Origin of the sequence: Halomonas sp. YLGW01 (assembly GCF_014840935.1) — a bacterium.
Lineage (GTDB): Bacteria > Pseudomonadota > Gammaproteobacteria > Pseudomonadales > Halomonadaceae > Onishia.
In genome coordinates this window covers 172,634-185,219 of record NZ_CP062005.1, presented here as the reverse complement: position 1 = coordinate 185,219, position 12,586 = coordinate 172,634, and the positions used below count along the sequence as shown (strand labels likewise).

Annotated in this window: 11 protein-coding genes and 2 tRNA genes; all 13 read right to left on the bottom strand. The window is 65.2% G+C overall.

Annotated elements, in window-relative coordinates:
- Window positions 1–62 precede the first annotated feature (62 nt).
- Entirely contained in the window at window positions 63–2,192 is a 2,130-nt protein-coding gene (gene pnp / locus IEJ03_RS00860; protein WP_192035884.1) for a polyribonucleotide nucleotidyltransferase, read from the bottom strand.
- Window positions 2,193–2,393: 201 nt separating this feature from the next.
- Window positions 2,394–2,663 (bottom strand): 30S ribosomal protein S15, encoded by a 270-nt coding sequence (rpsO, locus tag IEJ03_RS00855; protein ID WP_192035883.1) that lies wholly within the window; start codon window positions 2,661–2,663, stop codon window positions 2,394–2,396.
- Between the two features lie 107 nt (window positions 2,664–2,770).
- Window positions 2,771–3,706 carry a tRNA pseudouridine(55) synthase TruB gene (truB, locus tag IEJ03_RS00850; protein WP_192035882.1) on the bottom strand — a complete coding sequence of 312 codons (936 nt, stop codon included), beginning with the start codon at window positions 3,704–3,706 and terminating at the stop codon, window positions 2,771–2,773.
- Window positions 3,706–4,137 carry a 30S ribosome-binding factor RbfA gene (rbfA, locus tag IEJ03_RS00845; protein ID WP_192035881.1) on the bottom strand — a complete coding sequence of 144 codons (432 nt, stop codon included), beginning with the start codon at window positions 4,135–4,137 and terminating at the stop codon, window positions 3,706–3,708. The genes truB and rbfA overlap by 1 nt, the downstream gene beginning before the upstream one ends.
- Window positions 4,138–4,157: 20 nt before the next feature.
- Window positions 4,158–6,656 carry a translation initiation factor IF-2 gene (gene infB / locus IEJ03_RS00840; RefSeq protein ID WP_192035880.1) on the bottom strand — a complete coding sequence of 833 codons (2,499 nt, stop codon included), beginning with the start codon at window positions 6,654–6,656 and terminating at the stop codon, window positions 4,158–4,160.
- A gap of 28 nt (window positions 6,657–6,684) precedes the next feature.
- On the bottom strand, window positions 6,685–8,178 hold the full coding sequence (gene nusA, locus IEJ03_RS00835) for a transcription termination factor NusA (RefSeq protein WP_192035879.1): 1,494 nt from the start codon (window positions 8,176–8,178) through the stop codon (window positions 6,685–6,687).
- Between the two features lie 40 nt (window positions 8,179–8,218).
- Window positions 8,219–8,680, bottom strand: coding sequence for a ribosome maturation factor RimP (gene rimP, locus IEJ03_RS00830; RefSeq protein ID WP_192035878.1), 462 nt, complete (start codon window positions 8,678–8,680; stop codon window positions 8,219–8,221).
- Between the two features lie 202 nt (window positions 8,681–8,882).
- Window positions 8,883–8,959: transfer RNA gene (locus tag IEJ03_RS00825), tRNA-Met, on the bottom strand.
- 125 nt (window positions 8,960–9,084) lie between these two features.
- Window positions 9,085–9,171: transfer RNA gene (locus IEJ03_RS00820), tRNA-Leu, on the bottom strand.
- A gap of 27 nt (window positions 9,172–9,198) precedes the next feature.
- Window positions 9,199–9,558 (bottom strand): preprotein translocase subunit SecG, encoded by a 360-nt coding sequence (gene secG, locus IEJ03_RS00815; RefSeq protein WP_192035877.1) that lies wholly within the window; start codon window positions 9,556–9,558, stop codon window positions 9,199–9,201.
- Window positions 9,559–9,563: 5 nt separating this feature from the next.
- Window positions 9,564–10,313: a triose-phosphate isomerase gene (gene tpiA / locus IEJ03_RS00810; protein WP_192035876.1), complete on the bottom strand. Its 750-nt coding sequence runs from the start codon at window positions 10,311–10,313 to the stop codon at window positions 9,564–9,566.
- Window positions 10,314–10,412: 99 nt separating this feature from the next.
- Window positions 10,413–11,759, bottom strand: a complete 1,347-nt coding sequence (glmM, locus tag IEJ03_RS00805; RefSeq protein WP_192035875.1) for a phosphoglucosamine mutase — start codon at window positions 11,757–11,759, stop codon at window positions 10,413–10,415.
- Complete coding sequence (folP, locus tag IEJ03_RS00800; protein WP_192037127.1) at window positions 11,756–12,547, bottom strand: dihydropteroate synthase; 792 nt, start codon at window positions 12,545–12,547, stop codon at window positions 11,756–11,758. Before folP ends, glmM begins: the two co-directional genes overlap by 4 nt.
- Window positions 12,548–12,586: the final 39 nt, after the last annotated feature.

Genomic DNA, 12,586 nt, shown 5'->3' with positions numbered 1-12,586 from the left:
CAGGCTGCGGGGGCGTTGTCGTTGAGGCCTCGTGCCAGGAGGCCTAGTCGTCGGCGACCACCTTAGTCGACGACCACCTCGGCGGCCTCGAAGGCGGCCTTCTCTTCCGGCGTGATCTCCTTGATGGTGAGCTTCACGCGGTTACGATTGTCGATGTCCAGCACCTTGACGATCACGTCGTCCCCCTCGTTGAGGAACTCGCGCACGTCGTTGACCCGCTCGGGCACGATCTGGGAGATGTGCACCAGGCCGTCGGTGCCCGGCATGATGTTGACGAAGGCGCCGAAGTCGGCGATGCGCACCACCTTGCCCATGTAGAGCTTGCCGATCTCGGCCTCGGCGGTGATGGCAAGCACAGTATCGATCGCTGCCTTGGCGGCCGTCTTATCCTCGGCATAGATACGCACGGTGCCATCGTCGTCCAGATCGATGGAAGCGCCAGTGTCATCGCAGATCTTGCGAATGGTCGCGCCGCCCTTGCCGATCACGTCGCGGATCTTGTCCGGGTTGATCTTGATGGTGGCCATCGACGGGGCGTTGTCGGACACTTCGCTGCGGCTCTCGCCGATCACCTGGTTCATCTGCTTGAGGATGGTCAGGCGGGCCTCGTGAGCCTGCTGCAGCGCCTGCTCCATGATCTCCTCGTTGATGCCCTCGATCTTGATGTCCATCTGCAGTGCCGTGACGCCTTCGGCGCTGCCGGCCACCTTGAAGTCCATGTCGCCGAGGTGATCCTCGTCACCCAGGATGTCGGTCAGCACGGCGAAGCCGTCCGGATCCTTGACCAGGCCCATGGCGATGCCGGCCACCGGCGCCTTGAGAGGCACGCCCGCGTCCATCAGGGCCAGTGACGTACCGCACACCGAGGCCATGGAGCTGGAGCCGTTGGACTCGGTGATCTCGGAGACCACGCGAATGGTGTAGGGGAAGTCGTCATCGCTCGGCAGCATGGCCTGAACGCCGCGGCGCGCCAGACGGCCGTGACCGATCTCGCGACGCTTGGGGCCGCCCATGAAGCCGGCTTCGCCCACGCAGTACGGGGGGAAGTTGTAGTGCAGCAGGAAGCGATCCTTGCGCTCGCCTTCCAGTGATTCGATCAGCTGGGAGTCACGCAGGGTGCCGAGGGTGGCGACGACCATGGCCTGAGTCTCGCCGCGGGTGAACAGCGCCGAACCGTGGGTCTTGGGCAGCATGCCAACCTGGATGTCCAGCGGACGCACGGTCTTCAGGTCGCGACCGTCGATGCGCGGCTCGCCCTTGACCACCCGCGAGCGCACGACACGCTTCTCGAGGGCGGCGAAGGCCTTGGCCACCTCGTCGGCATCGAAGGTGCCTTCTTCCTCACCGGCCAGCGCGGCGATGGCGGCATCCTTGGCGGTGCTCAGGGCGTCCTGGCGAGCCATCTTGTCGGTGATGCGGTAGGCCTCGCCGACCTTGGCTTCGAAGTCCTTGGCCAGGGCTTCCGTGAGGGCCACGTTCTCTTCTGCCGGCTGCCAGTCCCACTTCGGCTTGCCCGCCTCGGCCACCAGCTCGTTGATGGCGGTGATGGCGACCTGCATCTCCTGGTGGGCGAACAGCACCGCACCCAGCATCTCGTCCTCGAGTAGCTCCTTGGCCTCGGACTCGACCATCAGCACGGCCTTCTCGGTGCCGGCGACGACCATGTTGAGCTCGGACTGGGTCAGCTCCTCGACGGTCGGGTTGAGGAAGTAGCCCTTCTCCTCGTCGAAGCCGACGCGGGCGGCGCCGATCGGGCCACTGAACGGCAGACCGGAGATGGCCAGCGCCGCGGAGGTGCCGATCATGGCGGCGATGTCCGGGTCCTGGTTGCGGTCGGCGGACATCACGTTGCAGATCACCTGGACTTCATTCATGAAGCCCTTGGGGAAGAGCGGGCGGATCGGACGGTCGATCAGACGCGAGGTGAGGGTCTCCTTCTCGGTGGGGCGCCCCTCACGCTTGAAGAAGCCGCCGGGGATCTTGCCCACGGCATAGGTCTTTTCCTGGTAGTGCACGGACAGCGGGAAGAAGTCCTGGCCCGGTTTGAGGGTCTTCTTGCCCACCACGGTGCACAGCACCACGGTATCACCCATGGTGACCTGCACGGCACCGGTGGCCTGACGGGCGATACGGCCCGTCTCGAGAGTCACGGTGCTGCGACCGTACTGGAATGTTTTCTTGACCGGGTTCACGGCGGCTTCCTTCAACTTGTCGAATTCATGTTGGGTCTTTTTGACTCGACGCCCATTTTAGGAGGTCGTCGGGGCAAGGGCTACCAAGATCCCATAAAAGAACAAGCAACCCCTTGGGGTTGCTTGCTCGAGGACCCTGCGGCGCTGCCGCGGGTCCGGGAAGGATCCGTGGACCCGTCCCTGTCTGGCTGCCGGTGCCGCTTAGCGACGCAGGCCCAGGCGCTGGATCAGCGACTGGTAACGCTCGAAATCCTTGCGCTTGAGGTAGTCGAGCAGCTTGCGACGCTGGTTGACCATGCGGATCAGGCCACGACGAGAGTGGTGATCCTGCTTGTTGGTCTTGAAGTGATCCTGCAGGCCGTCGATGTTGGCGCTCAGCAGGGCCACCTGAACTTCGGGGGAACCGGTGTCGTTTTCGCCACGGCCGAACTCATTGACGATCTCGGCCTTCTTTTCAGCGGTAAGTGCCATCTGTTTCTCCAGTAAGCAATATGCCTGGTGATGAATGTCGGAGACCACGCATATTTGCAGTCTCCACGCCTGCGCCGCGTGGCAGGTACCACGCGGTGCGGGTTGCGTTACGCATCGCCCCCCGACTGGGCGGCGGCGGTATTCAACAAGCGACGGGGAGCGATTTCCCCCGACGCCCTGACCGTGACCAGGCCCAGAAAGGCCTCGCCACGATAGAGTCTGGCGGTGTCGTCGACGGCGAGCTCACCGGTATCGACGCGGGCCGGCTGGCCATGCTGGATCCGGGAGGCCGCCACGTCGTCGACGTCAAGCGCCGGCAGATGCGCCACCAGCACGTCGACCGGCATCAACAGCGCTTCCCGGGCGTCCTGATCGGGCAGTGCCTCCAGGGCGTCCAGGGTATGCATGCCGTCGCCATCGAAGGGCCCGGTCTTGAGCCGGCGCAGCGCCGTGATATGGCCACCGCACCCGAGCGCGCGACCGATATCCTCAGCAAGGGTACGGATGTAGGTGCCCTTGCTGCACCGCACCCGCAGGTCAAAACCCTCGGCACTCGCCTCGAGCAGCCGGCTATCATAAACGCTCACGCGCCGGACTGCACGCTCGATCGTCTTGCCTTCCCGGGCCAGCTCATAGAGCTTGCGCCCCTCGTGCTTGAGCGCCGAATACATCGGCGGCACCTGATCGATCTCGCCGCGAAAACGCGACAACACGCCCTCGATATCGGCCTCGTTCAAGGACGGTATCGGGGCGCGTTCGACGATCTCGCCCTCGGCATCGCCGGTGTCGGTCACCTCGCCCAGCTTCACCCGAGTCTCATAGACCTTGTCGGCCTCGAGCAGGAAGGAGCTGAACTTGGTGGCCTCGCCGAAGCAGATCGGCAGCAGGCCGGTGGCCATCGGGTCCAGGGTGCCGGTGTGCCCTGCCTTCTGAGCCTGATAGAGCCGTCGGACGCGCTGCAGCACGTGGTTGCTCGACGCCCCCTTGGGCTTGTCGAACAACAGCACGCCATCGACCGGCAGGCCGCGACGCTTTCGCGCCATCAGCGGCCGTCCTCGTCGCGGCGCGCCTCGCCGTCCGGCTCGGCGGCATCGCTGTCATCATCAGGATGCTGGGCGCGGTCGCTGGCGACCGCCTCCTCGATCAGCGAGGACAGCTTTTGCCCACGCACCACGCTCTCGTCGTAGTGGAAGCGCAGTTCCGGTACGTGACGCAGCTTGATGCGCCGGGCGATCTGGCTGCGCAGGAACCCCGCGGCGCGCTTGAGCACCTTGAGGTTGTCCTTGACCCGCTCGGCATCGTTCTCGCCGAGCAGGGTGACATAGACGTCGGCATAGCCGAGGTCACGGCTGACCGTGACCCCGCTGACGGTGACCATGCCCAGGCGCGGGTCCTTGACCTCGCGCTGGATGAGTACCGCCAGCTCCTGCTGAAGCTGGTCGGCTACCCGGTCGGTACGCTTGAACTCGCGCATGACCAGCTCTCCTCGGTCGGTTACAGGGTGCGCTCGACCTTGACCTGATCGAAGACCTCGATCTTGTCACCGGCCTGGACGTCGTTGTAGTTCTTGACGCCGATACCGCATTCCATGCCGTTGCGCACTTCGTTGACGTCATCCTTGAAGCGACGCAGGGACTCCAGCTCGCCTTCGTAGATGACCACGTTTTCGCGCAGCACACGGATCTTCTTGTTGCGGTGCACGGTGCCCTCGACGACCATGCAGCCGGCCACGGCGCCGATCTTCGGCGCGCGGAAGACGTCGCGAACCTCGGCCACGCCGACGATCTCTTCCTTCCACTCCGGTGCCAGCATGCCGCTCATGGCCTGCTTGACCTCGTCGATCAGCTGGTAGATCACGCTGTAGTAGCGCAGATCCAGGCCTTCACGCTCGATGATCTCGCGAGCCGCGGCGTCGGCACGGACGTTGAAGCCGACCACGATAGCCTCACTGGCCAGCGCCAGGTTGGCGTCGGTACCGGTGATGCCGCCGACACCGGAGGACACCACGGCGACCTCGACTTCGTCGGTGGAGAGCTCTTCGAGAGCGCTCTTGATCGCTTCCAGCGAGCCTTGGACGTCGGCCTTGAGGACGATATTGACCTTGGCGACCTCTTCCTTGCCCATCTGGCTGAACATGTTCTCCAGCTTGGCCTTCTGCTGGCGAGCCAGGCGCACTTCGCGGTACTTGCCCTGACGGAAGTTGGCGATCTCGCGGGCCTTCTTCTCGTCTTCGAGCACCATGAAGTCGTCACCGGCATCCGGCGTGCCGTCGAGACCCTGGATCTCCACCGGCATGGACGGACCGACCTCGTCGACCTGCTGACCCAGCTCATTGGTCAGGGCACGCACGCGGCCGTGGTGCAGACCGGCGAGCACGATGTCGCCCTTCTTCAGGGTGCCGTTCTGGACCAGCACGGTGGCGACCGGGCCACGGCCCTTGTCGAGACGGGACTCGACCACCACGCCCTTGCCGGGTGCTTCCGGCACGGCCTTGAGCTCGAGCACTTCGGAAACCAGCTGGATGGACTCCAGCAGGTCTTCGATGCCTTCGCCGGACTTGGCGGAAACGTGGACGAACTGGGTGTCGCCGCCCCACTCCTCGGAGATGACACCGTGCTGGGACAGCTCATTCTTGACCCGGTCCGGATCGGCGCCCTGCTTGTCGATCTTGTTGACCGCCACGACCATCGGTACGCCAGCGGCCTTCGAGTGCTCGATCGCCTCGATGGTCTGCGGCATCACGCCATCGTCCGCCGCGACCACCAGGATGACCACGTCGGTGGCCTTGGCACCGCGAGCACGCATGGCGGTGAACGCCGCGTGGCCCGGGGTATCGAGGAAGGTCACACCGCCGTGATTGTCCTCGACGTGATAGGCACCGATGTGCTGGGTGATGCCGCCGGCTTCGCCGGTCGCCACCTTGGCACGACGCACGTAGTCGAGCAGCGAGGTCTTGCCGTGGTCGACGTGACCCATGACCGTGACCACCGGCGAGCGGGTGATCTCTTCGCCCTCGTAGGAGATGTTCTCGAGCACTTCGGTCTCGAGGGCATCGTCCTTGACCAGCTTGGGCTTGTGGCCCATTTCCTCGACCACGATCACCGCGGTGTCCTGATCGATGGTCTGGTTGATGGTCACCGCCGCGCCCATGTTGAACATGGCCTTGATGACTTCGTTGGCCTTGATCGACATCTTGTCGGCCAGCTCGGCGACGCTGATCGATTCGGGAATCGACACTTCGCGCACGATCGGCTGCGTCGGCTTCTGGAAGCCGTGCTTGCCGCCACCTTCGCGACCGCCACGACGGCTGCCGCGACGCTCGGCCCGCTTGGCCTTCTTGCCGCCGCGACGGCGGTCATCGCGATCGTCATCGTCCCGCTCATGACGACCCTTCTTGGCCTTGGCGCCGGCCTTCTTGGGCGCCCGGCGGGTATCGCCACGGGGTTCCTTGGGCGGTGCATTGACCTCGGGAGCGGCAGGCTCGGCGGTCTCGAGTTCCGGCACCGGAATCTCCGGCTCGGCGGCCGTTGCCTTCGCTGCTTCCGCCGCCTTGGCGGCTTCGGCGTTGGCCTTGGCGGCCTTGGCTTCCTCCGCCTCGCGAGCGGCACGCTCGGCCTGGGAATCGGCCATGTCACCGACCAGCTGACGCGGCCCGTGATCCTGAGCCTTCGGCTCCTCGGCGGGCTTCTCTTCCTCGCGCTTCACGTAGGTGCGCTTCTTGCGCACCGAGACCTCGATGGTCTTGCCGCGATCACCGGAACGGATCCGGCTCTTGGTCTTGCGCGTCAGGGTGACGCGATTCTTCGCCCCGGCGTCGCTGGTCGCACCGCCGTGGCTCTTGGTCAGGTAATCGAGCAGGCGCTTCTTGTCCGTTTCGGACACCGCGTCGCTCTCGGCCTTATGGGGTAGGCCGGCTTCTTTCATCTGTTCCAGCAGGCGGGGCACTTCGCGCCCCACTTTTACGGCAAAATCTTTTACGGTCATGTCTGACATTAACGACCCTCCTGAGCCCGTGACCTGTTTACTGTTCGCTCTCGAACCAAGGCGCACGGGCAGTCATGATCAGTGCCGCAGCGCGCTCCTCGTCCACGTCCTCGATGTCTTTCAGATCATCGACGGACTGCTCGGCAAGGTCCTCCATGGTGACAATGCCCCGGCTGGCCAGAATGAAGGCCAGGTGACGTTCCATCCCTTCCATCTCGAGCAGGTCGTCGGCGGGCTGGGCGCCGTCGAGCTCCTCTTCGGAAGCGATCGCCAGGTTCAACAGCTCATCTTTTGCGCGTGCACGCAGCTCCTCGACGAGATCCTCGTCGAATTCCTCGATCTCGAGCATTTCCTCGAGGGGCACGTAGGCCACTTCTTCCAGGGAAGTGAAGCCTTCCTCGACCATGATACGTGCCAGTTCCTCGTCGATTTCCAGGTGGTTGATGAAGAATTCCACCTGGCTGTCGATTTCCTGCTCGCGCTTGCCTTCGGCCTCTTCCTCGGTCATCACGTTGAGCCGCCAGCCGGTCAGCTCTGAGGCGAGCCGCACGTTCTGGCCGCTGCGACCGATGGCCTGGGCGAGGTTGTCCTCGGCGACGGCGACATCCATGGCATGGCTGTCTTCATCGACGAGGATCGAGGCGACATCCGCCGGCGCCATGGCGTTGATCACCAGCTGGGCGGGGTTGTCGTCCCAAAGAATGATATCCACGCGCTCGTTCTGCAGCTCGGTGGACACCGCCTGCACCCGCGATCCGCGCATGCCGACGCAGGCGCCGACCGGATCGATGCGGCGGTCGTTGGTCTTGACGGCGATCTTGGCGCGCGAGCCGGGATCCCGTGCCGCGCCCTTGATCTCGATCAGCTGCTCGGCGATCTCCGGCACCTCGATCTTGAACAGTTCGATGATCAGCTCGGGGCAGGTCCGCGACAGGATCAGCTGGGCGCCGCGCGCCTCGGCATCGACCTTGACCAGCAGCGCGCGCACCCGCTCGTTCATGCGGTAGCGCTCGCCCGGGATCATCTCGTTGCGGGGCAGGAACGCCTCGGCGTTGTCGCCCAGATCGATGATCAGGCCTTCGCGGGTGGTCTTCTTGACGATGCCGGCCACCAGCTCGCCCTCGCGATCGGCGTACTGGCGCACCACCTCGGCACGCTCCGCCTCACGGACCTTCTGCACGATCACCTGCTTGGCGGTCTGGGCAGCGATACGGCCGAAGGCGGCATTTTCGATGCGCTCCTCGACCACGTCGCCCAGGGTCAGCGGCGGATCGCGACGCTCGGCGAAGGACTGCTTGATCTCGGCATCCGGGTTCTCGAACTCGTCGTCCTCGATCACCGCCCAGCGACGGAAGGTGTCGTATTCGCCGGTGACGCGGTCGATCGCCACCCGCACGTTGACTTCCTGACCCTCGAAGCGCTTGCGCGACGCGCTTGCCAGCGCTGCCTCGACGGCCTCGAAGATGACGTCACGGGGCACGCCCTTCTCATTCGAGATCGCGTCCACGACCATCAAAATCTCTTTGCTCATGCCTTTGCCTCGCCAGAAAACCTGTCCTTATGCATCGACCTCAATCCTCGAACTGGGGCACGACACGCGCCTGATCGATGCTGTCGATGGGAAAGCAGTACTCCTCGCCTTCGACCTGCAACAACACCTCGTCGCCCTCGATCCCGGCCAGCAGCCCTTGGAACTTGCGCCGACCATCGAAGGAGGTGCGCAACTTGATCGCCACCACATGGCCCTTGAACCGTTCGAAATGATCGAGGGTGAACAACGGCCGATCCATGCCCGGCGACGACACCTCGAGACGATATTCGCCGGCGATCGGGTCCTCGACATCCATGACCGCACTGATCTGACGACTGATATCGGCACAGTCGTCGACGGTCACGCCCTCGGGGCCATCGATATAGATCACCAGACGGGAGTGTTTGCCCTGGGACAGGTAGTTGAGCCCCCAGAGCTCGAAGCCCATGGCGGAGGCCACCGGCTCGATTAACGCGTATAGCGCAGCGTCCTTGATTGCCACAGACGAAGACTCCTACAGCCGTTGCGTCAGGCACCTGGCCGGGAGATAAAGAGGAAGCGAGGTGGCTGATTGGCGTGTTACCAGCGAAGGCTGCTAACAGGGGAACGGCTAACAGATGAGCTACTAACAAAAAGCCCCTTCACTGGAAGGGGCCTTTCACAAGAATCCTTATAAACCATTTGGCGTCGCTTGACGGCCTAAATGGTAGCGGGGACCGGATTTGAACCGATGACCTTCGGGTTATGAGCCCGACGAGCTACCAGACTGCTCCACCCCGCATCACAGGCCGGCAATGTTACTCGCCACTCTAGTTCACGTCAAGGACTCTTACCTTGCCGTGGCAGTGGCCATCGCCTGAATGCCAATCTTGCTACTGAAGGCCTCGACGTACAAGGCGTTTCAGATGGTGCCGAAGGCGGGACTTGAACCCGCACGACCGTAAGGTCACTACCCCCTCAAGATAGCGTGTCTACCAATTCCACCACTTCGGCATCAGGGGAGTGCACGACGAAGACGGCTTAGCTGCCGTTCTCCTCGAGCACTGGCGCTGTATTATCCATATCGGATGAGGAGTCGTCAAGGGTTGGCAGGCCGTTTTGCTGCTCGACCACCTCAGCATTCGGGATGCCGGCCTCGGGCGCCTCACCGGCCTCGGACGCGAAGTACGCAAGCGTCAGGGAGGTGGCGAAGAAACCGGCCGCCAGCAGTGCCGTGAACTTGGACAGGAAGCCGCCGCTGCCGCGGGACCCGAACACGGTCTGGGAAGCGCCGCCCCCGAAGGAGGCGCCGGCATCGGCGCCCTTGCCCTGCTGCAGCAGGACGAGAACGACCAGGGCGATGGCGATCGCCACGTGGATCATGAGAAAGGCAACTTGCATGGGGTTCAACCTGCTGACTGGCAAATGGCTAGAAAATCGTCGACCTGGAGGGAGGCTCCCCCTACCAGGCCGCCGTCGATGTCCGGCTGCGCGAGCAGCTCGGCGGCGTTGGCAGCCTTCATGCTGCCGCCGTACAACAGACGCAGGCCCTCGGCCAGCGTCGGGTCATAGGTCGCAAGGTGCGCGCGCAGCGCCTCATGCACCTGCTGAGCCTGCTCAGGAGTGGCGGTCCGCCCGGTACCGATGGCCCATACCGGCTCGTAGGCCACCACCAGGCGGGGGCGCTCGTCCGGCGAAAGGGCATCGAAGACCGCCGCCAGCTGGCCGAGCACCACCGCCTCGGTGCGGCCGGCGTCGCGCTCCTCGAGGGTCTCGCCGACACACAGCACCGGCGTGAGCCCGGCGGTCAGCGCCGCCTGCACCCGGGCCAGCACCGCGGCGTCGTCCTCGCCGAACAGCTCGCGCCGCTCGGAGTGACCGACCAGCACATAGCGCGCACCGCAATCGACGAGCATGCCGCCGCTCACCTCACCCGTGAAGGCGCCACTCGGCTGGTGATACAGGGTCTGCCCCCCCAGCGCGACCGGCTGGCCGGCGAAGGCTCGGGTCGCCACCGACAGGAAGGGAGCCGGCAGCATCAGCGCCGCCTCGACCGTCGCGGGCACGCCGCGCTCGGCAACCGCATCGGCGAAGGTCTCGACCAGGGACAACGAGCCGTTCATCTTCCAGTTGCCGGCAATCAGCGGCGTACGCATAGACAGTCCTCTTTCAAGGTGGGGCGAAATGGTATAGGAGCGCTCATAGCATGACAACCAGCACACCACAAGGCATGCCGGCCATCAAGGCCGGGCGCGTCAATCGGCCAGCGACTCGACCTCGCCGGCCAGGCGACGGGCCAGGCCATCCACGTCCAGGTGGGGACGACCCTCGACCATCACCCGGATCAGCGGCTCGGTGCCCGAGGGGCGCAGCAGCACGCGCCCCTCGTCGCCAAGCTCGGCCTCCACGCTGGACACGGCCTGCTTCAGCGACTCGCTGGCCATCAGGGCACCGCGATCGGTGCCGTTGGCCAGGCGCACATTGACCAGCGCCTGGGGCGCCTTCTCGAAGTCGCCCAGCAGCCGGGCCAGCGTCTGCCCCTCGCGCACCATGATGGCCAGCACCTGCAGCGCGGAGACGATGCCGTCGCCGGTGGTCTGGATATGCCCACAGACGATGTGCCCGGAAGACTCGCCCCCCAGCTGCCAGCCGTTGGCCGCCAGCCGCTCCATCACGTAACGGTCGCCGACCTTGGCCCGCTCGAAGGGAATATCCAGCGCTTCGAGGGCCGCGGCGAGCCCGAAATTGGACATCAGGGTGCCGACCACGCCGCCGCCCAACTCGCCGCGGGCATGGCGGTCGCGGGCGATCAGGTAGAGGATGTCGTCGCCGTCGAGCTCGCGGCCGTCGGCGTCGACCAGCAGCACCCGATCGCCGTCGCCGTCGAAGGCGATGCCCAGATCCGCGCCCCGGGAGATCACCGCCGCCCGCAGGCTGGCCGGATGCGTCGAGCCGACCTCGTGATTGATGTTGAGGCCGTCGGGACTACCGCCGACCACGCTGACTTCGGCGCCGAGCTCGCGGAAGACGTTGGGCGCGATGTGATAGGTGGCGCCATGAGCGCAGTCCAGCACGATCTTCAGGCCATGCAGGCTGACCCGGTCCGGCACCGTGGACTTGCAGAACTCGATATAGCGTCCCGGGGCGTCATCGATCCGCACCGCCTTGCCGAGCCGGCCCGGCGCCACGGTGGTCAACGGCGCCTCGAGCATCTCCTCGATGCGCGCCTCGGTCTCGTCGGGAAGCTTGGTGCCCTCGGCGGAGAAGAACTTGATGCCGTTGTCCTCGAAGGGGTTGTGCGACGCCGAAATGACGATACCGGCCTGGGCCCGAAAGGTGCGGGTCAGGTAGGCGATGGCCGGCGTGGGCATCGGCCCCAGCAGCGAGACATCGACCCCGGCCGCCGAGAGCCCCGACTCGAGGGCCGACTCGAACATGTAGCCGGAGATCCGGGTGTCCTTGCCGATCAGCACCTTGGTGCGCCCCTCGCGCCCCAGCACCTGGCCGACCGCCCAGCCGAGCTTGAGCATGAAATCGGGGGTGATAGGGTAATCGCCGACGGTGCCACGAATGCCGTCGGTACCAAAATAACGTCTGCTCATGGGGTGAATCCCTCCTCCATTACGGCCCATGTCATGTTCACGGCATCCACACTGGGACCCACATCGTGGACGCGCAGAATCCGCGCGCCCCGTTCTACGGCCAGGGCCGCCAGCGCCAGGCTGCCCGACAACCGCTCCTCCACAGGCCGCTCGAGCACCTTGCCGATCATGCTCTTGCGCGACATCCCGGCCAGGATCGGCAGACCCAGCGCCTTGAAATCCGCCAGGCGATTGAGCAGGCGCAGATTATGCTCGACGCTCTTGCCGAAGCCGAAGCCCGGATCGAGGATCAGCCGTTCGCGCCTGAGCCCCGCTGCCTCGCAGGCACGGACCCGCTCCTCGAAAAAGGCCGCCACGACCTCCTCCACCGGCTGCTCGTAGGCGGGCGCCGCCTGCATGGTCACAGGCTCCCCCGCCATGTGCATCAGACACACCGGCAGGCCGCTGCGGGCCGCGGCGTCGAGGGCGCCCTCGCGGCGCAGCCCCCGCACATCGTTGAGCATGCCCGCGCCCAGGGCCGCGGTCTCGCGCATCACCTCGGGCGCGCTGGTGTCCACCGACACCAGCGCATCGAGGTCGCGCACCAGCCGCTCGACCACCGGGGCGACCCGGTCGAGCTCCTGCTGCGGGCTGACCTCGGCCGCTCCGGGACGGGTCGATTCGCCGCCCACATCGATGATCGCCGCGCCCTCGGCCAGCATGCGCTCGGCATGGCGCAGGGCATCATCGATGGCCACATGCTGGCCGCCGTCGGAGAACGAATCCGGGGTCACGTTGAGAATCCCCATCACGCGGGGATAGGAGATATCCAGGCGATGCCGGCCGCA